Source organism: Natronolimnobius sp. AArcel1 (assembly GCF_011043775.1).
Taxonomy (GTDB): Archaea; Halobacteriota; Halobacteria; order Halobacteriales; family Natrialbaceae; genus Natronolimnobius.
The window spans coordinates 65,976-87,492 of record NZ_JAAKXY010000001.1 but is presented as its reverse complement, the minus strand read 5'-3'; the positions used below and the strand labels follow the sequence as shown (position 1 = coordinate 87,492).

The window sequence follows — 21,517 nt, the reverse complement described above, 5'->3', positions numbered from 1 at the left end:
TCGCGTCCTGACTGATCAGTCAGAAGGAACCGTTTCGAGTCCTATCACGCCAGTTGATGGTCGGTCAGAACTACGACAACGTTATTATAGGTGGGTGAGAAACGTTATCACATAACCATGTACGATTGCATCGTCGTCCCAACTGATGGCTCACCGAAGGGTGAACGTGCACTCGAGTACGCGTTCGATCTTGCACTCGCACACGACGCGACGATTCGGGCCGTCTACGTCGTCAACGCAGCAGGCTATGGTGGCCTCCCGATGGAGACCGCCTGGGAAGGGATCAGCGAGGCGCTGCGCGAGGAAGGCCGGTCGGCAGTCGAGCGCGTCGAAGAACTCGCTCCGGAGGGCGTCGAGGTCGACACCAAAATCCTCGATGGCTCACCGAGTCGCGTCATCGTCGAGGAAGCCGGCCCCGACGCGTGTGATCTCATCGTCATGGGAACACACGGCCGCGGCGGCATTGACCGCCTCCTGCTCGGCAGCGTCACCGAACGCGTCGTCCGCTGTGCCGAGGTTCCCGTCCTCACCGTCCAGGTAGGCACGAACGCACCCGAGGAGCCGATGGAGGGCGAACAGCCACAGGTCGCCGTTGAGTAGGGCCCACGTCTCACCGCTTGTGAGCAGGGAGACTGTCCTCGAGCGCCAGGAACTGTCACGATAGCAACTGTACTGGTCGGAATGGATCAATACGCCTTTTGGCATGCCCACTCGTGACTCCGTGAGTGACTCGTAGATGACGGGGGACGATGCAGCGGCGGCGGGGAATCGCGACGGTTCATCAGGGGCCGTCGAGGAAAACGACGACATCGAGTACGGGATCGACGACCGGCCGCCGATGGGCGAATCGGCGGTGCTTGGCATTCAACACTACCTGACGATGGTGGGGGCGAACATCGCAGTCCCGCTGATTTTGGCGGGTGCGATGGAGATGCCGGGTGATGTTGCGGCGCGATTTATCGGCACCTTCTTCGTCGTGAGCGGGATCGCGACGCTCGCCCAGACGACGTTCGGGAACCGGTATCCAATCGTTCAGGGGGCACCGTTCTCGATGCTCGCACCCGCGCTGGCGATCATCACGGTCGTGACTGCGGGTGGCGTCGGTGCTGGTGACTGGGAAACGGCCCTGTTACAGTTACAGGGCGCAATCATCGTCGCCGCGACGGTGCAGGTCGCGATGGGGTATTTCGGACTGGTCGGGAAGCTTCGTCGCTTCCTCTCGCCGGTCGTGATCGCGCCGACGATTGCCCTGATCGGACTGGCGCTGTTCAACGTCGATCAGGTAACGCAGACGGACCAGAGTTGGCTCTTGCTCGGCTTCACGCTTGGGCTCATTGTCCTCTTTTCGCAGTATCTCGACGTCAAACACCGCGCGTTCCGGCTCTATCCAGTTATCATTGCAATTGGTCTCGCCTGGGCTGTCGCTGCGATGCTCTCAGCAACCGGCACGATTGGTGACGGCCACCCCGGCTACATCTCCTTTGGCGAGGTGACGGACGCCTCGTTGCTCATGCCGATCTACCCGCTCCAGTGGGGAATACCCGAAGTGACTGCAGCGTTCGTTATCGGCATGTTCGCCGGCGTGCTCGCCTCGATTGTCGAAAGCATTGGTGACTACTACGCCGTCGCGAACATCACCGGTTCAGCCGCACCGAGCGAGAAACGAATTAACCACGGTATCGGGATGGAAGGGCTGATGAACGTCTTCTCGGGCATCATGGGCACCGGCGGCTCGACCTCCTACTCCGAGAACATCGGCGCAATCGGGCTCACCGGCGTCGCCTCGCGCTACGTCGTCCAGATCGGTGCCGTCTTCATGCTCATCTTCGGCTTCATCGGCTACTTCGGCCAACTCATCGCAACGATTCCCGACCCGATCATCGGCGGCCTCTTTATCGCCATGTTCGCCCAGATCGTCGCCGTCGGTATCGGCAACCTCAGACACGTCGACCTCGAGTCCTCGAGAAATGTCTTCATCATCGGGTTTGCGCTGTTCGTCGGGCTCGCAATTCCGGCGTACATGGGCAACTTCGAGACGACGCTCGAGTTCCGCGACGCCGTTGGACTCGAGGGGGCGATTGCGTCGCTGGTATCGGTGCTCGAGCCGCTAGGGCTCGTGAGTGCGGACGCAACAGCGTGGCTCGAGGCTGCCGGATACGCCGTCGTCGATACGGTCTACATCATCGGCTCGACGGGCATGGCAGTTGGCGGATTGGCTGCACTCTTCTTGGATAATACGATTCCCGGGACGCGCAAAGAGCGCGGCCTCGCAGAGTGGAATCGAATTGCTGAGGACGATGCGGAGTTCGAGCCGTTCTGGGAGCGCTGGGTCGGCAGTAACGACTCCTCGAAAGAGCAGGACAACTGATCGGCGCGCTTTTTGAAATACGCATATAGTTGTGGCGCTTGCAGGAGACGATTACCAACGTTCAAGTGGCTATGACAGTCACGAGCGGCCGTACCAAAACAGGTTGGAGGAATGGTGATACGATCATAGCATGTACCAGTTGTCGTGAGCAAGTCATCAGCGCATTCGAAGACCGTCGTCATGTGTCGCTCCTGTGAGTCGGTCTTCGTCTCCGAGATCAGAGCAGATGGATCGATTCGGCCAATCGGCGTTTCGGAGGACTGTACGTGTGGTGACGGCGAATTCCGCCCAATCACCAAAACGGGCACGTCGGAATAAGTCGACCTAATTTGCGGTTAGTCACTGGTGTAGCGACAGCCTCGAGGCGTGACACCCCTCGTTCAGAGCTGATTGGACACTGGGATTGCCCAGTGAACGATTCATTGGGTGTGCTCGAGCACTGAAACGATTGCACCGTTCGATACTTCCGTCTCTGAACTAATTAAACTCGAGTGAACTCGTTGAGAATCGGCAGACACATGTCAGACACGTCCATAACGCTTATTCGCGCGCAAACGGGTTGTATGAGCAATGGCCGGGTTAGACGACGTGTATGGGGAACTCTTTTCGGGAGTCGATGCGGTCATGCTCTTTGCACCGAGTGGGTCGTACTATGAGCAGATCGCTGCCGTTGATGACCTCGACGTGATCGTCGTCGGAACGGAAAACGACGTCGGCGCAGAGACGTTCGTGGAACTCCCCCTCGAGTTCAGCGATGTTTCAGAGCGAGTTCGATTCGCACTCGAGGGCGCTCTCGGGCAAGGCGTCATCGACGACGGCGACGACTTGCTGTGTGCAACGAACATTTTTGATGACGATATTGATACGCTCTCACGCGTGCGAGCTGATGCCGGCGATCACACTGGCATCTACGATCTCTTCGCAAAATCCCGTGCAGACCCCGAGGTCGTCAAATCTGTCCTTGAATTAGTACTCGAACTCGGGCAGAAAGGACAGAAAGGCAAACCCGTCGGTGCGCTGTTCGTCGTCGGCGACGCGGGCAAGGTCATGAACAAATCGCGCCCGCTGTCGTACAACCCATTCGAGAAGTCCCACGTCCATGTTGGCGACCCAATTGTCAACGTCATGCTCAAGGAGTTCTCGCGGCTCGACGGTGCGTTCGTCATCTCCGACGCTGGCAAGATCGTCTCGGCGTATCGCTACCTCGAGCCCTCCGCAGAGGGAGTCGACATCCCGAAAGGTCTCGGGACGCGTCACATGGCCGGGGCGGCGATTACGCGTGATACGAACGCGATTACGATCGTGCTATCGGAAAGCGATGGACTCGTCCGCGCGTTCAAAGCCGGCGAGTTAATTTTCGAGGTCGACCCGGAGGCGTATTGAGATGGACTGGCAGACGTTTCTCGACGAGCCAGCAGTCATTGCCGCCGCGGTGTTAGCGCTTGGCTTTGTCGTGGGCTACCTCGTTGGCCGACTGAACCAGGAACTGCTCTCTGCCTCGGGCGTGCCGGAAGCGGTCGAAGGGACGCCGTTCGAGCGGACTGCCCAGTCACTTGGGACGTCGACGGTCGAAATCGTTGCTCGACTGAGTTCGTGGTTCATCTACGGCATCGCCGTACTGACGGCAATTCATATCGCGCAGTTGCTCGACACCGACCAGTTCTGGTTTCGTATTACCGAGTTCATCCCGCAGGTGTTCATCGCCGTTCTTGTCGTTATTCTTGGCTTCATCGTTGCTGATAAGGCCGAACTCATCGTCAGCGAGTATCTCCGTAGCGTCAAACTCCCGGAAGTTGCAATTATCCCGAAACTCGTCAAATACACTGTCCTGTACGTGGCCTTTCTGATCGCACTCGGCCAGATCGGCGTCTACATTCAGCCACTGCTGATCCTGCTGCTCGTCTATACGGTCGGCGTTATCATCCTCGGCGCAGTCGCGTTCAAAGACTTCCTCGTCTCGAGTGCAGCGGGGATTTACCTGCTGTTGAACCAGCCCTACGGTATCGGTGACGAGATTCGAATCGGCGAACAGACGGGCATCGTTCAGGAGGTCGATCTGTTTGTCACGAAAATCGAGAACAACGGCGAGGAGTACATTATTCCCAATCGGCGAGTGTTCGACGACGAAATCGCGCGCGTCCGTGACTGACCAGCTACTCGAGTGAGAGTCCGGCGTGCCATCGGTCGGCACCAACCTCGCGCTTTTTGGCATCCATTTTCGCGAGCAGGTGCGTTGCAAGCGTCGCAGTTTCTGCGGCGCGCGACTCGCCTTCGGTTCGGAACTCGCCGGTTTCCCGGTTTGCATACACTGAACAGACTGCGCCCGCGCGAAGGCCGTAGATGTTTGCGAGCGTCAGGATGGCGCTCGCTTCCATCTCGATGTTCGCGACGTTCGCCTCCTTGAGGTCGTCGACGAGCGTGTCAGCGCCGGCGGCCTCGAACCCGTCGAATCCGGGTCGGCCCTGGCCCGGATAGAACGAATCCGCGCTCATCGTGATCCCGGTGTGATAGTCATAGCCTAGTCGCTCGGCAGCGGCGATGAGTGCGCTCACGACTTCGTAGTCCGCGCTTGCTGGATACTCCTCGCGGACGTACTCGTCGCTCGTGCCCTCCTGTCGAACCGCGCCAGTCGTGATCACGAGGTCGCCAACAGCCATCTCCTCCTGAATCGCGCCGCAGGAACCCACGCGGATGAACGTCTCACAGTCGACGCGCGCAAGTTCCTCGAGTGCAATCGCTGCTGAGGGGCCGCCGATACCGGTCGAGGTGACTGAGATCGGCGTTCCCTCGTAGCTTCCCGTTGCCGTCCGGTACTCGCGGTGGTGAGCGCGCATGTCGTGGTCATCCCAGTGGGCGACGATCTTCTCGAGGCGCTCGGGATTGCCCGGTAAGAGCACGGTGTCGGCGACGTCGTCGGGACCGACCTCGAGGTGGTACTGTACGTCCGCGTTCGGGTCTTCGCTGTCCCCTGGCATCGGTATCGAGACGCGACGATTCGCACTGGCGGCGTATATAAATGCGGGGCGACCGTCACAACACGTATGGCTGCCGAATCGGATTCCGGGCGCGGGACGCTCGCGGATACCTACGTCGCCGCGCTCCAGCACGACCTGGCAGACCTCCCCGCGGACGCGACGCTCGTCGGGGTCGTTCGCCAGCCGACCTCGTGGTTTCACGCGGCCGTCAACGAGAATCTGCCCGAACTTGGGCCGCCGACAGACCTGCTCGAGGCTGTTCACGAGACCGAATCGGACATGAAGATACAGGGACTCTGTGAGGAAGGCGCACACAACGCTGCCTGGGAACAGGTGGGCTTCGGCGAGCAGTATCGCCAGTATCTCGAGGAGTCAGCCGACGCGCGGGCGGCACTCGAGTCGCTCGAGAATCGTCTCGAGCGTGGTGAGTCGCTGGCACTCGTTTGCTACGAAAACACCGAGAAGAAACGGTGTCACCGGACGATCTGTCGGGACCGACTCGAGTGCACACCCGATTCGTAGCGTTTTTGCCGGTTGTCGGGAAACGGGGCGGTATGACTGCTCCCTGGTCCGACTGGGATCACATTCTCAAAATCGACCCGGACAAGGACCTCCCCGACGGCATTACCTATGGCGATCTCTGTGCGACTGGCACTGACGCGATCGAAATCGGTGGCACGATGGGCATTACCGAGGAGAACACGGCCGACGTGCTGAGCGCCTGTGCCGAACACGATGTTGCACTCTATCAAGAACCCTCGAGTCCTGACGTCGTCATCGACGATGACGCACTGGATGGCTATCTGATTCCGACGGTGCTCAACGCCGGCTCGCCGTTCTGGATCACCGGCGCACACAAAGAGTGGGTGCGCCTCGATACTGGCCTCGACTGGGATCGAACGAGCACGGAAGCGTACATCGTGATGAACCCCGACGCCGACGTCGCGACCTACACCGAGGCCGATTGCGACTTAGACGCCGACGACGTTGCAGCCTACACCGAAGTCGCAGAACGCATGTTTGGCCAGGATATCGTCTATCTCGAGTACTCCGGCATGCTCGGCGACGAAGCAATCGTCGAGGCAGCAAGCGACGCAACCGACGAGGCAACGCTGTTCTACGGTGGCGGCATCCACGACTACGACTCAGCCTATCAGATGGCCCAGTACGCAGATGTCATCGTCGTTGGTGACCTCGCACACGACGAGGGTGTCGAGGCAGTTCGTGAAACCGTCGAGGCAGCATCGGACGCCTAATCCGGATTCGTTCTCGAGTGGCGGCCGTTTTCGATTCTTCCGTCTATTAGCGCTTATGGCCCTGCTGACCAGAGTGGCCTCAACAGTTATTTTGATAGACTCGTTGGAATGGCTATGTGCCTTCGTGCGGAGTTCGACGTGACATCGCCGGACCTCGTTCTCGGTCCCACGCTGCAAGCGATGCCGTCGGTCGAACTCACCATCGAGCGCCAGTACGCTCTCGATCCCGCACAGCCGATTACGTTCTGCTGGGTGCGCTGTCCCGACCGTACCCACCTCGAGCAGTTGCTCACGACGGACCGAACAATTACTTCGTTTCAACAACTCGAGCAAACCCCAGACCAGACGCTCTACCGGGTCCGACACAGCGATGACGAGAGTCTGTCAGCCTATCGCGAGTGGGTGTCTGTCGGTGGCCAACTGCTCGAGGGCCACGGGAGTGATGGCCGCTGGTCGATGACGATGCGATTTCCGGATCAAGAGGCGTTTGCACAGTACCACGCATATCTCGAGGATCATGGCGTCGAGTTCGACCTGCATCGACTTGCAACTGGAGCCGAGGTCGAGCCACCACAGGCCGCAACTGAGACGCTCACTGAGTCCCAGCGAGAGGCGCTGATCCTTGCGTTCGAGTACGGCTTCTTTTCAGTACCGCGAGAAACCGAACTGTCGGCGGTCGCGGACGCGTTCAATATTTCGGAACAGGCAGTCAGCGAGCGACTCCGGCGTGGGCAAGCCAGGCTCATCGAGGAATACGTTCTTCCGGCTGCACCCGGTGTCGATCAGTAGCGCCAGCGACTCTGTTCTATAGTAACAACTGCAACGATTTACACACTGATCGCACAGCCGACTCACGGGCACATCGTACCCGTTCGCTTTTCCGCGGTTCTCGTTCGCTTCGCTCACACCGAACCGCGCTCCCGTCGTGCGAACAGGTGCGCATTGACTTGCAGTGGCTACTATACTGCCAACTGTCCCTTACTCCGTACTCGAGGACTCGCCGGTGACGAGCGCCTGCAAGTGCGGGAGTAGGTCGGTCACGTCTTGCTGGCAACACACGTCGGCCACGTCATCGAGTGGCGTCTCCTCGAGCGTCACGATGGCAACGGTCGCGCCCGACGAGGCGGCGGTGCGGGGCAGCGAGGCCGCAGGGGTGACGATGAGTGACGAGCCAATCGCGAGGAACACGTCGCTTTCGCGGGCGAGTGACTGCGCTCGCTGTATCGCGGCCCCCGAGAGTTGCTCGCCAAAGAGGACGACATCGGGTTTGTAGATGCCGCCACAGTCACAGGTCGGCGGTAGTTCGCCGTTCTCGGCACGGTCGTAGATCGGACCTGCTTCGGTTCGTGCGCCACAGTCCTGACAGCGAACACGCCGAGCGTTGCCGTGGAGTTCGAGCACTGTCGTCTCGCTTCCGGGTACGTTTGCGTCGGCGCTCGAGTCACTCACACTCGAGTCGCCGTTCTCACCGACCACAGCCGCTGCATCGAGGTGGAGCCCGTCCGTGTTCTGTGTGCAAATCGCCTCGAGATGGCCGTCTCGGCCCAGTTCGGCCAGTGCCTCGTGGGCGACGTTTGGCTCGTACTCCTCGCCGAACAGTTCGCGATGGAGGGCAACGCGGTCGTCCCAGAACCCTTCCGGATCGCGCTGAAATCGACCATGGGTGAACTGGCCCTCATCGAAGTGCTCCCAGACGCCGTCGTCGCCGCGAAACGTCGGCACGCCGGAGGGAGCGGAAATACCCGCCCCAGTCAGTGCCACCACCGTTTCTGCCTCCCTGATTTCGTCCGCGAGTCGCTCGAGGACTGCGTCCATACCGACTCCTCGAGGTGGATCGACAAAAGCGAACAGGTCACTCGATTCGTCCGCTGCCTCGAGCGAGCGGCGGCTATAAACGCGCCCGCGTTGACCTACGGACGAAACCGATGGCTTTCAATACACCGTCACTTCCCGAGGATCATCCGCCGGGTCCCGATGGGTTGCCGCTGGTCGGGAACCAACTCACGTTTTTGCGCGAGCCCTATCAGTCGATGACACGGATCGCCCGCGAGCACGGCGATATCGCGGCCTGGGAGGACCCCGGCGGGCCGGTGTATCAGCTCAATCACCCCGACCACATCGAGCAGGTGCTGGTCCAGAAAAACGAACAGTACGTCAAAGGCGAACAGTTCCAGCATATTCTCCGGCCGATCACCGGCAACGGCATTCTGAACAGTGAGGGCGAAATCTGGCGGCGCAATCGCCATCTCATCCAACCGGCGTTTCATCCCGAGCGCATTCAGGAGTACGCGACGATGATGACTGACTTCACCGAGTCAGCACTCGAGGACTGGCAGGGCGGCCAGACACGGGAGATCCACGAGGATATGATGGAACTGACGCTGCGGATCGTCGCCCGCGCGCTGTTCGGGACGGACATCGACGACTACGTCGACCGGATCGGGGATGCCCTCGAGACGTTCATGGCGGCGACTGAGAACCTTGGCCATCTCGTCCTCCCACCGCAGGTGCCGACGCCCGCTCGCCGCCAGATTCAACGCGCTCGAGAACAACTCGATGAGGTCGTCTATCACCTGATCGAACAGCGCCGGGCGAATCCGACCGACCACGATGTGATTTCGAAACTGGTGGACGTCACCGACGAGACGGGGGAGTCGCTGTCAACCGAACAGATCCGCGACGAGGTTGTCACGCTCTTGCTAGCCGGTCACGAAACGACCGCGCTGGCGTTGACGCTGACGTTTTACTTGCTTTCGACAAATCCCGCCGCCGAGAAGCGACTCGTCGAGGAGTTAGACGACGTTCTCGAGGGCGAGGTACCGACGATGGCCGATCTCAAGGATCTCACCTATACGGAGCAGGTGGTCCAAGAGTCAATGCGACTCTATCCGCCGGTGCCGGGCATCGTCCGCGAGCCGACTAAGCCGGACGTAATCGACGGCTACACGATTCCGCCGGGTGCGACCGTGCGCATGCACCAGTGGGTTGTCCACCGCGATCCGCGCTGGTACGACGATCCACTGGCGTTTCAGCCCGACCGCTGGAGCGACGACATGGAAGCCGACCTGCCGAAACTGGCGTACTTCCCGTTTGCTGCCGGGCCACGGCGCTGTATCGGCGACCGCTTTGCGATGCTCGAGGCACAGTTGTTGCTTGCGACGATCTATCAGCAGTATCACCTCGAGTTGGTTCCCGGAGTCGACCTCGATCTGCGGGCGACGATCACTGCGCGGCCAAAACACGAGATACCGATGACTGTTCGCGAGCGATAGCCCTGCGTTCAGGCAGAGAGAATCTCCCTCACTGTAAGTCCATCATACAACATTTATGATGATGGCATTCCTATGACGGAGCGTTCAATGGGAGACGAGACTCACACCGATGCCGAGGACAATCCGCTTCGCGAACTGATTGGGTTCGTCGAGGGGGACGAACTCGAGGCAGTCAAACGCGAATCACACATATTCCGCTCAAAACTTCGGGGCGAGAACGACCAGCGCCCGCAATCCGTCGACCAACTTAAATCAGAACTGCTCGGAGGCGACGATGGTTCTGCTTGATGGGACGTTTCTGTTCGACCTGTTCGATGAGGACAACGACGCAATCGCCGCCCTCGAGACGTTCGACTGGCGCGATGCCTCCGTCTCGTTGATCACGGTCACAGAGTTACGACGCGGCCTCCCAGAGGAAAGACACGAGGAGTTCGATTCGATCCTCCGCGAGGTCGGTGTCGTGCCGTATACGATCGACGAGGGCCACTGCGCCCTGCAGGAACACAAGCGACTCGCTGAGGACAAAAAATCCGTTGACAATCTCGATCTGATGGTTGCTGCGACGGCCATCATCGCCGACGAGCCGATCCTGACTCGAGAGCCAGAGACGTACGAGCCAACGCAGGCAGAGACCCAGTCGTACTAACTGGGCACACTCGACAGCCACGAGACTGCGACACACGCTGACGAGGCCGAACGATTGCGCTTAAGTTCCGCCTGCGTGAAGCAGTGGGTATGCAGGATAGAACCTACACTGCGGACGCCGAGCCAGGCGACGACGCAACCGTCGCTGGGTGGGTCCACGAGATCCGCGACCTCGGCGGCATCGCCTTTCTGATTCTCCGCGATACGACCGGGAAAATCCAGGTCAAATTCGAGAAAGACGAGATGGACGAGGACTTAGTCGAGACCGGCCTCGGCGTCTCTCGTGAAAGCGTCGTCAAAGTCTCCGGCGCTGTCGAAGAAGAACCGCGCGCGCCGACCGGCGTCGAAGTGACTCCCGAGTCGCTCGAGGTCGTCGCACCCGCTGACCCCGAACTGCCACTCGACCCCTCCGGAAAGGTCGACGCCGAACTCTCGACGCGACTGGACAACCGCACGCTCGACCTCCGCAAGGACGAGGTCCAGACGGTCTTCGAAATCCGTTCGGACGTCCTGAGCGCCGTTCGCGACCAGTTCCGTGACTTCGAGTGTACGGAGATCAACACGCCGAAAATCGTCGCCACGGGTACCGAGGGCGGTACGGAACTGTTCCCAATCACGTACTTCGGCGAAGAGGCGTTCATGAACCAGTCGCCACAGCTGTTCAAACAGCTCATCGCCGGCTCGGGCGTCGAACGCGTCTTCGAAATCGGCCCGATCTTCCGCGCGGAAGAACACAACACGCCGCGACACCTGAACGAGGCAACCTCGATCGACTTCGAGGGCGCGTTCTGTGACCACACTGACGCGATGGACGTCGCCGAAGGCGTCGTCAAATCCGCCTACGAAGCCGTCGAGGAGCAGTACGGTGACGTACTCGAGGACCTCGACCTCGCCGAGGACTTCGAAGTGCCAGAAGGCGACTTCCCACGCATTTCCTACGAGGAGGCCCTCGAGCGCATCAACGCGACGGGCGAACTCGACGAGCAACTCGTTTGGGGCGACGACCTCTCGACGCCAGCCGAGGAGGCGCTCGGACAGGACGTCGGCGGCCACTACTTCATCACGGACTGGCCAAGTGAGATCAAGCCGTTCTACATCAAGGACCACGACGACGATCCCGACCTCTCGACCGGGTTCGACCTGATGCACCCGCGCATGGAACTGGTCTCCGGTGGCCAGCGTGAACACCGCCACGAGAAGCTTATCGAAGGCTTTGAACAGCAAGGTCTCGATCCAAGCGAGTTCGAGTACTACACGAAGATGTTCAAGTACGGCATGCCGCCTCACGCCGGCTTCGGCCTCGGTGGCGAGCGCCTCATCATGACGATTCTTGGATTGAGCAACATCCGAGAGGCTGTGTTGTTCCCACGAGATCGCCAGCGTTTGTCGCCATAGGCGACAAACCTGGGAGCCAGCAAGGCGTGGCGAACGGAGTGAGCCCCGTCTTGCAGGACCGACAGCGCCTCTCGCCATAAGCGAGAGCGCTGTTCGTTGAGTGGGAGCTCGTTGGACGAGCAGCGCGAGTCCAACGGTGTTCCCGCGAGATCGCCAGAGACTGAGCCCGTAAGGGCGAAGTCTCTGGGAGCAAGCGAAACGAGCGAAGCGAGTTTCGCGTGATCGTCAACGTCTTCGTCATAAGCGAGAACGCAACCAGTTCGAGCATCCTCGAGACTGCGAACGACACCCACTTTTTGCAGAAACTGACTCGCGAGTAGCAATGTGACTGCTGTCTGTAGCCGCACATAGATCGCTAAGGCCTATCTGCGGGGCACACCTATAGGACGTATGACTACGCGAGTACTCGTTCCGATGGATGGCTCGGAACCGGCCGAAACCGCCCTCGAGCATGCCTTTGAATTCCACCCTGACGCTGCGGTGACGGTGTTACATGTCGTCGAACTCGAGGGCTCGACACTGTCGGTCGGTGACGGCCTCGGGTTTGACAGCGACGTCCAGCAGGATATGGAGAGCCAGGCCGATGAGGTGTTTGATAGAGCACGAGAGATTGCAAGTGAGGCGAGCTACGAGGCGGCACTCGAGACGAAAACGGGCGTTGGCGATCCGACGCGGTCGATCATCGATGCCGCGGATGACGTCGATATCATCGTTATCGGCAGTCAGGGCCGACACGGCGCAGCGCGGTTGCTACTCGGCAGCGTCGCCGAGACGGTCGCTCGGCGCGCGCCGGTGCCCGTGACGGTTGTCCGGTAAGCGGACGACGACGACGCTCCAGATCCTTTCTGTCCCCGTCGATACCGATCAATTATCGCACCGATCACCGGAACTATTTTGGTAAATTCGTTTCACGTATCAGTAATGAATGATTTGACACCGGCGCTGCTCACCGACGCGAGTGCGCTCGTTCCCGGCTCGACCGCATTTCTTGCAGTCGTGCTGATGGCCGGAACGGTCGCGGTCGCGCTCCGAACGGTCTCGTGGGCGGTCGCCGCACAGGCGGATCGGCTATTTCTGGGTGCTGCGTACGTCGTTGGCGTCGGCGGGTTCGTCGCGACCGGCGACGCCGCACTCGTGTTCGCGCCGCCAGCGCTGACGCTGGCCTGGCAGTTCGTCGGCCGGCACACGGACGGGGGGACACAAACGCGCCAGATACAGGGAGCACCGGGCGATGGCGACTCGTCGCACGCTCGAGACGACAGCGAGGACGAAACTGGAACCGCACTCGCGGGCGACGACCTCGAGACAGAGCCACCGGGCCACGACTTCTCGGACGTCGGCGGAATGATGGAGTTAAAAGAGACACTTCACGACCGGGTGATCGACCCATTGACGCGCGAGGACGTCTATGACTACTACGGGATTGGGGCGGTCAACGGCGTGCTCTTTCATGGCCCACCGGGCTGTGGGAAGACGTTCGTCGCGAGCGCGCTCGCGGCTGAAACGGACTACAACTACCTCGAGGTGACGCCCTCGGATATCACGAGCAAGTACATCGGCGAGGCCGCAGACAACGTCGCGACACTGTTCGAGACAGCCCGCGAGAACGAGCCCTGTCTCGTCTTTATCGACGAAATCGACGCCATCGCGGGCGACCGTTCGGGGCGGATGGCAAACAGCGAACAGCAGATGGTCAACCAACTTCTGACCGAACTCGAGTCCCAAACCGACGCCGACATTGTCGTCTTCGCGGCGACGAACTACGTCGACGATGTTGACGACGCCATCTTGCGATCTGGCCGGTTCGACGAGCGCATCGAGATCCCGCCGCCGGACCGACGGGCACGTCTCGAGATGCTCCGACTCGAACTCGCCGATGCGCCGGTTTCCGAGGAGGTAAGTCTCGAGGCAATTGCCGAGGCGACTGCGGGCTACGCCTCGAGCGATGTTACGCTCGTCGCGGATGTCGCAATCAGACACGCAATCGGCGACGAATCGCCGGTGGAACAGGGCCACCTCCAGCAGGCCGTCTCAGAGATTGACACCAGCATCGCGGGCTGGCTGGATCGCTACGAAGATCACTTCGGCGAAGAACTGGGCCGGTCGTCTGCCGATGAGCCGGTTGCGCTCGATTCCTTACCCGGGATGGAGGATATCGGGGCCGAACTTGAGCGGCGGGTTCTCGAGCCGGTTCGAAATCCCGACGGCTACGAACGGTACGAGGTGCCTGCGGTCGATGGCGTTCTGCTGTACGGCCCGCCCGATGCAGGGAAAACGTCGCTTGCACAGTCGCTCGCGGCAGAACTGGATCGGCCAATCGTCGAACTGAGTACGGCCCGATTCCATCAGGAGGGCGTCGACGAGCCGGCAGACCGCGCAGCCGAGATCATCGAAGATGCACGGTCGCTCGCCCCGTGTGTGCTCATGCTGGATGACCTCGACGAACTCGCTCCTACCTCAGGCGGTTCGAGAGCGACCAGACGAGTTACGACGCGCCTCGAGACGCTGTTACCGACACTCGGCGACGATGTGCTCGTCGTCGCAACGACGCGCAGCGTGGATGGCGTCAACATCGACGTGCTCCATGCGGGGACGTTCGACGAGCGCATCGAGGTCCCACCGCCAGACGGGACGACACGAGCGGCGATTCTCGCCAAGTCGCTGCCGGACGGTTTTTTGGCGGCAGATATCGACCTCGAGACAGTGGCCGAGGCGACGGCGGGCTTTAGCATTCGAGATGTTCGCCATCTCGCCGGACGGGTCGCTCGCGAGGCGCTTCGACGGGAAGAACAGATCACAACCGACAGACTCATTGCAGAGGCAGACGGTGTCGAGGCGACGCTTGCTGGCTGGCACGAGTCCGCTTCCCAGCGCGGCGAGATGGGGTTGACCGAGATCCCCGACGTGATCGAACGCCAGCGCTGATCAGCGACAGTACGACCAGTCCTGTGGGCTGTGTCGGTGGGCCTTGCTCGAGGTGTCAGTCTCGCCGATGTCGGCCTCATCTCCGTCTGGCGAGTGCCCGCCGGGGGCGTCGTCCGGGAGACAGTTCTCGCTACAGTAGTGGGCCTCGAGTGTCCCCTGACCGCCTTTCTGTCGCCAACTGATGCGGTACTCTCGAGGACCAATTGACGTGCCACAGGTTCGACAGCGGTCGCTCTGGGGTTCGAATCGGCTGGTCGCTTCGGAGAGCGCTGTGTTCGCGGTTGCTGAGTCGGTCGCGTCTGGCTGTGGATCGACGCCGTCGTGACTGACTGTCTCGAGTGTTGCTTCGTGCTTGAGGTGGGCACCGTCGTGGAGTGGACTAGCGGAGTCACTTGGGCTCGAATCGGGGTCCGTGTTCATACGTACCATCCAACGCAGTTACATAAATACGATGTCGTGAGATTCACTGTGTGATGAGAGTGTACCCAAACAACACGTCTCGTTAGTGACGACCAGTCAGGTGGCGTCGATGCCGACTCGAGGGCCGAAATCTACACTGTTATACCGTTCGGTCCGAAACGGCAGGTAATGCGCGATGAGGCGACTGCGTTCGTTCCTGGCCACATTACGGGCTTTTTTAGCGCCCATCCGGCCGACGATCCGACGAAAGCGGGCTCTCGAGGAGCCGGACTCACACTCACCGACGGCGTTACCGTGACGGTTGAACCGGCCGCAGAAACGACGATTGTTCTCGACGGTGAGGAACTCGAGATCGAACCCGTCCAGACCGTCCTCGAGACGCTCGAGGCGACGGCCCACGTCGAAGCGGAGTCAGACCTGCCGCTCGGGGCAGGATTCGGCGTGTCGGGGGCGATGGCGCTCGGTACCGCACTCGCGACGAACCGGGTATTCGAGCGCACCCTCTCGACGAACGAACTCGTGACGATTGCACACGGCGCGGAGGTACAGGCTGGGACCGGTCTGGGCGATGTCGTCGCCCAGGCTCACGGCGGCATTCCGATCCGCCTCGAGCCTGGCGGCCCTCACGAGAACGTATTGGATTCGATTCCGGCTCGCGCCCGCGTCGAGTACGTTACCTTCGGCGAACTTTCGACGGCCGACGTGCTTTCGGGCGACACAGAGCAGTTGACTGCTGCCGGCAAAGAAGCGCTGTCTCGAGTGGTCAAAGAGCCGACGCTGCTGTCGTTGATGTATGCATCCCGACTATTCGCGCGGGAGGCTGAATTAGTGACTGAGCAGGTTGCCAGAACGATCGGAGATGTTACGGATGTCAACGGGCACGCGTCGATGGCGATGCTCGGCGAGACGGTGTTCGCGCTGGGGACTGGACTCTCAGATGCAGGCTACGACCCGAACGTCTGTGCGACGCATCCCGCTGGAGCCATGTTGCAGTAACAATCGACAGAAACCAGGCCATATAGGGTCCTAAACGCCCGATTCCAGCCTCCTCTTTTGTAGACCTGTTCAGATTGGATCCCAGTCCCGTCGTGTGATTACGGTAGTTCACAGGGTAGCAACCGGCGAATACATCTATCGATACACATAATTTAGCAAACGCTTGGCCGAACCTTTATCATATTACGTTCGAGTTATGCACTCGAATTTACGAATGTCATTCACGAGCGAAATTAATCGCCGGCTCTACCGACTGTACGAACACTACGTCGGAGAACCGGATTCGGGGAAGGATGTGTACGGGTACTGGTTGTTTATTTTGGGGTATGCAATTGCCGCCGCGGCGCTGATCACATTTGTTATCGGCTACGCGGGCGGCGTCACTGAGGAGACGATTATCAGAATTTCGGGCACCGCCGCAGCGACAAGCCTGGCGATTTGCCTGTTCGGCATCGGGTTGATGCTGCCGGTTCGAAAACGCGGGATACAGGCGAGTTTCGTCGGTCTTCTCGTAGCACTCGGCGGCGTCGGCTGGTTCGCGTCCGTGTACCCACACGATTGGCGACACCTGGGTCAGGGGCTTGACGTGGAAGTGATCGTTGTCTACACGGCCGGGGTCGCGATTATTGCGGGTGTAATGGCACTTGTTCCCGTCCTTACCGGCCAGAAAGGGATGTTCGTCGAAGAGGAAGGAACGACCGATGACCCACCAATTTTGACGGGGAACGCACTCGAGGACGCCCAGTTTGCGGTGTTCCGAGACGAGAACGGTGACTGGAAGTGGAACGTGCTTCACCGGGAGGCGCTGGCGACGAGCGATGGGAGTGCGGTCACGCGACCGGAAGCGCGCGAAGGAATCGAGCGCGTTAAAGCCCAGATCAGTTCTGCGGGATTGATGGAGTTGACGACCTCGGCGTTCCGGCTATACGAAGGCCGAGATGGGACCTGGCAGTGGACGCTTGCACGCGATGACGGGAGTGTCGTCGGTGCCTGCAGCGGCGAGTTCGCCGAGCGCGATGGTGCAGAAGAGTCCGTGAGCTTCCTGAAAGATCGCGGCCCAGACGCAGACGTCATCGAAATCGAAGGCGCGGCGTTCACCTACACCGAAGAGCGCGACCGCTGGTACTGGCAACTGGTTGATGACGACCACACTGTGTTGGCAACCAGCGACGAGAGCCACGCGGACCAAGCCGGTGCTGAGGAGGCTGCCCGATCGTTCGCCGAACGGTTCGAACAGGCTCGAGTGCTCGATATCGAACACCTCGGCGTCGAACTGTACGAGCGAGATGAGGGATGGACGTGGCGATTTGTCGACGACACCGACAGCGTCGTTGCGACCGCGACAGCGACCTACGATGCTCGCCGTCAGGCTGAGGAAGCCGCTGAAACGCTCCTGCCAGACCTCGGGTCGGCACCCGTAACGGTCGCTGGCGAACCCACGTACGAACGCTATCAATCCGGTGAAGAGTGGCAGTGGCGACTCATCGACGGTGCCGAACGTATCGTTGCCCGCTCGCCGGACGGCCACGCGAACCACGCGATTGCAAGCGAGGAAACCGACAAATTCGCCGAGCACGCAACCGACGCGGATGTCGTCGAAATCGACGGCGCAGAGTACGAACTCTACCCTGCCGGAGAGATGTCACTCGGTGACGGGATGACGCCAGACGATGATCTCCCAGCGACGGCCGATACGTCGACAGCGACGACCGACGGTGGCGTCACCCTCGAGCACAACGAGGACGAAATGGAGCCACAGACGCCGTGGCAGTGGCGTCTCGTCACCGAAGAACGAGACATCATCGCAGCGAGCAACGAGCGACACATGGGCACGGAGACGGCAAAAGATGCGATCCAGCGCATGCGCGAGCAGGCTCGCGAAGCGGATCTCATCGAGTTCGAAAACGCAGCGTTTCAGGTCTACGAAGCCGACGACAGTGAGTGGCGCTGGCGGCTGATCGACGAGGATGGCAACGTCCTCGCAGACAGCGGTGAAGAGCACACGAGCCGCGGCGAGGCCGCCGAGGCCATGATGACGCTTAAAGAGCAGGCACCCGACGCCGAACTGCTCGAGATCGAAACCGCCGCGTTCGAACTGTTCGTCAACGATGACGACGAGTGGGGATGGCGGCTCATCGACGAGGGCGGAAAGCTCGTCGCCGAAGACCCGACAACCCATCCAACTCGCAGCGCCGCGCGAGACGCGATGAACCGACTGCTCGAGCACCTTGAGTCCGATGTACGGACGATGGACGACGCCATCTTCCAGCTTTCTGCGGCAGAGGACTGGCACTGGCGATTCGTCTTGCCGTCGGGACAGACCGTTGCCGTCGACGACGAACCACATCCAACTCGAGACGAACTCACCGAGCGAGTTCCGGAGATCAAGAAGGCTGCAGCAACGGCACGTGGCTGTACGATTGGCGACGTAACCGCCCAGCTCTACGAAAACAGTGGCTGGCACTGGCGCGTCCTCGACCGCGACCGCGAGGAAATCGCCGACTCGAGCGTCTCCTACGACACGCGTGAAGACGCTCGCGAACGCGTCGCAGCGTTGACTGACCACGCGGAATCGGCACCGATCTTCACAATTGAAGACACTGTCGTCCAACTCGAGCAGGGTGGTGACACCGAGGATGGCTGGCGCTGGAATCTCATCACTGCTGACCGCGAGGTTGTCGCTGGCTCGGCTGACACCGAGGCGACCAAAGACGACCTCTATACGGTTGTCGAGGAGGTCCGCCAACTCGCGCCGATGGCCGGCCGTGTCGACTTCGACGTGGCGTCGTTCGAACTCGTTTCCGACGAGGACGACCGCTGGCAGTGGCGCTTGCTCGATGCTGATGGCCGCGCGGTCGCAACCGGCACAGAGTCGTACGAGTCGAACGACCGAGCCCGCGAGGCACTCGAGAACGTCCGTGAACTGATCGACTCCGCGAGCATCCTCGAGATCGATAGCGTCTCCTTCGAGTTGCATACGGCCGAGGATGGCTGGGTCTGGCAACTCATCGATGAGTACGGCTCGACGATGGCCGAAAGTACGCAGACCTACGAGAGCCGAACGGACGCTCGCGAGGCAATGAACGACGTCAAGAGCCACGCGCCGGACGGCTGGATCACCTTCACTGAGTAAGGCAAGACGTCAGCTATCTTCTTTTTGAGTTATAGTGGATAGACGGCACTCAACACAGCTTCCTGTAAACGTGTGAATCGATACTGACAGTACACGTAACTGTACATACAGAATCATGTGTGAAACCATTAAGGATGTGATCGGCATACGGCTGATATGGGCGAGAATAACACTCATGTCGGCCGACGAACGGTCCTTCGAGGAGCAGGTGGCGGACTCGTCGTACTAACAGGTCTGGGAAGCGTCGGCGGGGCGAGCGCACAGGAAGCGATCACCGTGACCGCGGTCTGGACCGACGACGAGGAAGAAGACTTCCTCGAGGTCGTCGACTATGCCGAAAATGAAACCGGCCTCGAGATTTCGTATGCGCCTCGAGACACTGAAACACTCCTGACGGAGACGCTCATGGACTACGAAGTCGGCGTTGCAACCGCCGATATTGTCGTCTTGCCAACCGAAGGGCGTGTTCGACTGGATGGAGCCGCAGGCCACCTCGAGCCACTGGGTGACCTCTGGGACGAAGACGACTACACGACTGACTACAGCGCGGTCGAAGTCGACGGCGAGGTGTACGCAGCCCCCTTCGGCGGGGACATCAAACCCGGCTTCTGGTACCGCCCGTCGTTTTTCGACGAACACGATCTCGAGGAACCCGAGGACTACGACGAGTTTCTCGACTTGCTCGACGAGATCGACGACATCGATGGCGTCGAAGCGCCCCTTGCATCGGGCAACGGCGACGGCTGGCCATTGAGCGACGTGGCAGAGGCGTTCATCCTTCGGCAAGAAGACGGTGCCGAGTTACAGGTTGATCTCATCGAGGGCGATGCCTCGTTTACCGACGACCGCGTCGTCACCGCCTTCGAGGAGTTACAGGAACTGCTCGAGGAGGGGTACTTCAGTGAGGTTCGGGACTTTGGCGTCCAGTACGAGTTCTTCTGGGAAAACGAGATTCCGCTGTACTTTATGGGCTCGTGGACGCCAGCGTTTGGCGCGATTGAGGATCCGGAGGACTTAGACTACTTCATGCTGCCTGGCTCGGAGGCGATGGTGACGAGTATCAACTGGTTCACTGTGCCTGCCTACGCACCCGACGTTGACGCCGCGACTGAGGCCGTCGAGGCGATCATCTCACCCGACGGGCAGGAAGTCTGGACCGAGCTCGGCGGGTTCGTCCCCACCGCGCTCGACGTGCCCGACGATGCCTTCGACCTCGAGGTCATGCAAGACATCTCCGAGCAAGCAGACGACGTTGAACTCGTGCCCGACTTAGATGACGCACTCGGTGATCCGTTCCAGGCGGAGTTCTGGTCGCAACTGCTCGGCCTCTGGGCGGAACCCGAACAGGACATCGAGCCGATGCTCGAGTCGCTTGACGACGTGTTACAGGAAACCGTCGACGAGGACGACGAGGCCTAACTGACCCGTGGCGACACCCACCGACGGCAGCGACGGCGATGGCAGCGAGCAGACGGGGCCGGAGGCAGCCACCGGGGACAGCCGTGGCCTCCTCGAGTCGCTCGTCATCGTCGGACAGGAGATTCGCCGAAGTAGTGCCAACGCCGTCGCCGTCGACTTCCTGTACGTGTTCACGACGGCGTTTTTCGCGACGCTCGCGATTCGGGGCACCTGGCCGGCGCTCATCGCGTTGCTCCCCATCGCCGTCTTGCTCTCGTTCGCGTGGATGTCCTCACGGCTGTTTTTCCTCACGAACATGCTCGTGATTGGTGTGGCTGTGGTCGTGACTCGAGCCGGGTACATGCCGCTATAGTGCGCGTATTCAGCACCACGGATCCCCAATGTATGATGGTGTCAACCGGATTTGATCGCGTTAGCAAGCGTCAGTAACGTCAGCAGACTTGGAGCGAAAGACACCAGGCAGAGGCGTTACCGCTGCAGTCGAGTCGCAAGCGTTGCACCCGCGAGCGACCGAAAGCGCGGCGCTTCGCGCCGTGAGTCAGGGAGCGAGTGGCCTTTTTCATCGAAGTCCACAAACCTTCGCGTTTGTGGGCCCATCAGATCTTCTGAGGACGTTTTGCGCCGAGAGGTGAGCGAGCGGTACGCGGCGCGTAGCGCCGCGGAATTGTGAACGGGGAGCGTGAGCGACCCGTGAGCACCGCGAGCGAACCCGA

The 21,517-nt window shown here is 60.6% G+C and carries 21 protein-coding genes; 18 read left to right on the top strand and 3 right to left on the bottom strand.

What is annotated here, in order from left to right:
• Positions 1-117 precede the first annotated feature (117 nt).
• The 5 genes from G6M89_RS00455 (at position 118) to G6M89_RS00435 (ending at position 4,517) form a co-directional block, all read left to right on the top strand.
• Positions 118-600 (top strand): universal stress protein, encoded by a 483-nt coding sequence (locus G6M89_RS00455; protein ID WP_165159811.1) that lies wholly within the window; start codon positions 118-120, stop codon positions 598-600.
• Between the two features lie 136 nt (positions 601-736).
• Positions 737-2,368, top strand: a complete 1,632-nt coding sequence (locus G6M89_RS00450) for a uracil-xanthine permease family protein (RefSeq protein ID WP_165159809.1) — start codon at positions 737-739, stop codon at positions 2,366-2,368.
• 144 nt (positions 2,369-2,512) lie between these two features.
• Entirely contained in the window at positions 2,513-2,686 is a 174-nt protein-coding gene (locus G6M89_RS00445) for a hypothetical protein (protein ID WP_165159807.1), read from the top strand.
• 252 nt (positions 2,687-2,938) lie between these two features.
• Entirely contained in the window at positions 2,939-3,751 is an 813-nt protein-coding gene (gene dacZ, locus G6M89_RS00440) for a diadenylate cyclase DacZ (RefSeq protein WP_165159805.1), read from the top strand.
• A 1-nt stretch (position 3,752) separates the two neighbouring features.
• Positions 3,753-4,517 (top strand): mechanosensitive ion channel family protein, encoded by a 765-nt coding sequence (locus G6M89_RS00435; protein ID WP_165159803.1) that lies wholly within the window; start codon positions 3,753-3,755, stop codon positions 4,515-4,517.
• A 4-nt stretch (positions 4,518-4,521) separates the two neighbouring features.
• Here G6M89_RS00435 and G6M89_RS00430 read toward each other — a convergent pair whose 3' ends face one another.
• Positions 4,522-5,343, bottom strand: coding sequence for a nucleoside phosphorylase (locus G6M89_RS00430; protein WP_165159801.1), 822 nt, complete (start codon positions 5,341-5,343; stop codon positions 4,522-4,524).
• A 66-nt stretch (positions 5,344-5,409) separates the two neighbouring features.
• Here G6M89_RS00430 and G6M89_RS00425 point away from each other — a divergent pair, with 66 nt between their 5' ends.
• From G6M89_RS00425 to G6M89_RS00415, 3 genes are all read left to right on the top strand, one after another.
• A complete protein-coding gene (locus G6M89_RS00425) occupies positions 5,410-5,865 on the top strand; it encodes a DUF488 domain-containing protein (RefSeq protein ID WP_165159799.1) in 456 nt (151 codons plus the stop codon).
• 32 nt (positions 5,866-5,897) lie between these two features.
• Positions 5,898-6,599 carry a phosphoglycerol geranylgeranyltransferase gene (locus G6M89_RS00420; protein ID WP_165159797.1) on the top strand — a complete coding sequence of 234 codons (702 nt, stop codon included), beginning with the start codon at positions 5,898-5,900 and terminating at the stop codon, positions 6,597-6,599.
• A 114-nt stretch (positions 6,600-6,713) separates the two neighbouring features.
• Positions 6,714-7,388, top strand: a complete 675-nt coding sequence (locus G6M89_RS00415; protein ID WP_165159795.1) for a helix-turn-helix domain-containing protein — start codon at positions 6,714-6,716, stop codon at positions 7,386-7,388.
• Positions 7,389-7,577: 189 nt separating this feature from the next.
• Here G6M89_RS00415 and G6M89_RS00410 read toward each other — a convergent pair whose 3' ends face one another.
• Positions 7,578-8,414, bottom strand: coding sequence for a Sir2 family NAD-dependent protein deacetylase (locus tag G6M89_RS00410; RefSeq protein WP_165159793.1), 837 nt, complete (start codon positions 8,412-8,414; stop codon positions 7,578-7,580).
• Between the two features lie 110 nt (positions 8,415-8,524).
• On the opposite strand from G6M89_RS00410, the gene G6M89_RS00405 reads away from it, so the two are divergent.
• From G6M89_RS00405 to G6M89_RS00380, 6 genes are all read left to right on the top strand, one after another.
• Positions 8,525-9,871, top strand: a complete 1,347-nt coding sequence (locus tag G6M89_RS00405) for a cytochrome P450 (RefSeq protein ID WP_165159791.1) — start codon at positions 8,525-8,527, stop codon at positions 9,869-9,871.
• An 87-nt stretch (positions 9,872-9,958) separates the two neighbouring features.
• Positions 9,959-10,159 carry a hypothetical protein gene (locus G6M89_RS00400; protein ID WP_165159603.1) on the top strand — a complete coding sequence of 67 codons (201 nt, stop codon included), beginning with the start codon at positions 9,959-9,961 and terminating at the stop codon, positions 10,157-10,159.
• Positions 10,146-10,517, top strand: coding sequence for a type II toxin-antitoxin system VapC family toxin (locus G6M89_RS00395; RefSeq protein WP_165159789.1), 372 nt, complete (start codon positions 10,146-10,148; stop codon positions 10,515-10,517). The genes G6M89_RS00400 and G6M89_RS00395 overlap by 14 nt, the downstream gene beginning before the upstream one ends.
• Before the next feature lie 89 nt (positions 10,518-10,606).
• Complete coding sequence (aspS, locus tag G6M89_RS00390) at positions 10,607-11,911, top strand: aspartate--tRNA(Asn) ligase (RefSeq protein WP_165159787.1); 1,305 nt, start codon at positions 10,607-10,609, stop codon at positions 11,909-11,911.
• 390 nt (positions 11,912-12,301) lie between these two features.
• On the top strand, positions 12,302-12,727 hold the full coding sequence (locus tag G6M89_RS00385; protein ID WP_165159785.1) for a universal stress protein: 426 nt from the start codon (positions 12,302-12,304) through the stop codon (positions 12,725-12,727).
• A gap of 105 nt (positions 12,728-12,832) precedes the next feature.
• The gene (locus tag G6M89_RS00380) at positions 12,833-14,836 is read left to right on the top strand and encodes an AAA family ATPase (protein WP_165159783.1); all 2,004 of its coding nucleotides are present in this window, start codon (positions 12,833-12,835) and stop codon (positions 14,834-14,836) included.
• Here the strand turns inward: G6M89_RS00380 and G6M89_RS00375 are convergent, their stop codons facing one another.
• On the bottom strand, positions 14,837-15,256 hold the full coding sequence (locus tag G6M89_RS00375) for a hypothetical protein (protein WP_165159781.1): 420 nt from the start codon (positions 15,254-15,256) through the stop codon (positions 14,837-14,839).
• A gap of 168 nt (positions 15,257-15,424) precedes the next feature.
• On the opposite strand from G6M89_RS00375, the gene G6M89_RS00370 reads away from it, so the two are divergent.
• From G6M89_RS00370 to G6M89_RS00355, 4 genes are all read left to right on the top strand, one after another.
• On the top strand, positions 15,425-16,252 hold the full coding sequence (locus G6M89_RS00370; protein ID WP_165159780.1) for a pantoate kinase: 828 nt from the start codon (positions 15,425-15,427) through the stop codon (positions 16,250-16,252).
• A 214-nt stretch (positions 16,253-16,466) separates the two neighbouring features.
• Positions 16,467-19,385: a DUF1508 domain-containing protein gene (locus G6M89_RS00365; RefSeq protein ID WP_165159778.1), complete on the top strand. Its 2,919-nt coding sequence runs from the start codon at positions 16,467-16,469 to the stop codon at positions 19,383-19,385.
• A gap of 156 nt (positions 19,386-19,541) precedes the next feature.
• Positions 19,542-20,804, top strand: a complete 1,263-nt coding sequence (locus G6M89_RS00360) for an ABC transporter substrate-binding protein (RefSeq protein WP_165159776.1) — start codon at positions 19,542-19,544, stop codon at positions 20,802-20,804.
• A 7-nt stretch (positions 20,805-20,811) separates the two neighbouring features.
• Positions 20,812-21,156 (top strand): hypothetical protein, encoded by a 345-nt coding sequence (locus G6M89_RS00355; RefSeq protein ID WP_241175182.1) that lies wholly within the window; start codon positions 20,812-20,814, stop codon positions 21,154-21,156.
• Positions 21,157-21,517: the final 361 nt, after the last annotated feature.

Excerpts from the sequence above, each read along its gene's own strand:
- G6M89_RS00375 (WP_165159781.1), bottom strand. The coding sequence starts at position 15,256 with ATGAACACGGACCCCGATTCGAGCCCAAGTGACTCCGCTAGTCCACTC.
- G6M89_RS00400 (WP_165159603.1), top strand. The coding sequence starts at position 9,959 with ATGGGAGACGAGACTCACACCGATGCCGAGGACAATCCGCTTCGCGAA.
- G6M89_RS00430 (WP_165159801.1), bottom strand. The coding sequence starts at position 5,343 with ATGCCAGGGGACAGCGAAGACCCGAACGCGGACGTACAGTACCACCTC.
- G6M89_RS00410 (WP_165159793.1), bottom strand. The coding sequence starts at position 8,414 with ATGGACGCAGTCCTCGAGCGACTCGCGGACGAAATCAGGGAGGCAGAA.
- G6M89_RS00370 (WP_165159780.1), top strand. The coding sequence starts at position 15,425 with ATGCGCGATGAGGCGACTGCGTTCGTTCCTGGCCACATTACGGGCTTT.
- G6M89_RS00365 (WP_165159778.1), top strand. The coding sequence starts at position 16,467 with ATGTCATTCACGAGCGAAATTAATCGCCGGCTCTACCGACTGTACGAA.
- G6M89_RS00385 (WP_165159785.1), top strand. The coding sequence starts at position 12,302 with ATGACTACGCGAGTACTCGTTCCGATGGATGGCTCGGAACCGGCCGAA.
- G6M89_RS00450 (WP_165159809.1), top strand. The coding sequence starts at position 737 with ATGACGGGGGACGATGCAGCGGCGGCGGGGAATCGCGACGGTTCATCA.
- G6M89_RS00435 (WP_165159803.1), top strand. The coding sequence starts at position 3,753 with ATGGACTGGCAGACGTTTCTCGACGAGCCAGCAGTCATTGCCGCCGCG.
- G6M89_RS00415 (WP_165159795.1), top strand. The coding sequence starts at position 6,714 with ATGTGCCTTCGTGCGGAGTTCGACGTGACATCGCCGGACCTCGTTCTC.
- G6M89_RS00380 (WP_165159783.1), top strand. The coding sequence starts at position 12,833 with ATGAATGATTTGACACCGGCGCTGCTCACCGACGCGAGTGCGCTCGTT.
- G6M89_RS00360 (WP_165159776.1), top strand. The coding sequence starts at position 19,542 with ATGGGCGAGAATAACACTCATGTCGGCCGACGAACGGTCCTTCGAGGA.
- aspS (WP_165159787.1), top strand. The coding sequence starts at position 10,607 with ATGCAGGATAGAACCTACACTGCGGACGCCGAGCCAGGCGACGACGCA.
- G6M89_RS00405 (WP_165159791.1), top strand. The coding sequence starts at position 8,525 with ATGGCTTTCAATACACCGTCACTTCCCGAGGATCATCCGCCGGGTCCC.
- G6M89_RS00425 (WP_165159799.1), top strand. The coding sequence starts at position 5,410 with ATGGCTGCCGAATCGGATTCCGGGCGCGGGACGCTCGCGGATACCTAC.
- dacZ (WP_165159805.1), top strand. The coding sequence starts at position 2,939 with ATGGCCGGGTTAGACGACGTGTATGGGGAACTCTTTTCGGGAGTCGAT.
- G6M89_RS00455 (WP_165159811.1), top strand. The coding sequence starts at position 118 with ATGTACGATTGCATCGTCGTCCCAACTGATGGCTCACCGAAGGGTGAA.
- G6M89_RS00420 (WP_165159797.1), top strand. The coding sequence starts at position 5,898 with ATGACTGCTCCCTGGTCCGACTGGGATCACATTCTCAAAATCGACCCG.
- G6M89_RS00395 (WP_165159789.1), top strand. The coding sequence starts at position 10,146 with ATGGTTCTGCTTGATGGGACGTTTCTGTTCGACCTGTTCGATGAGGAC.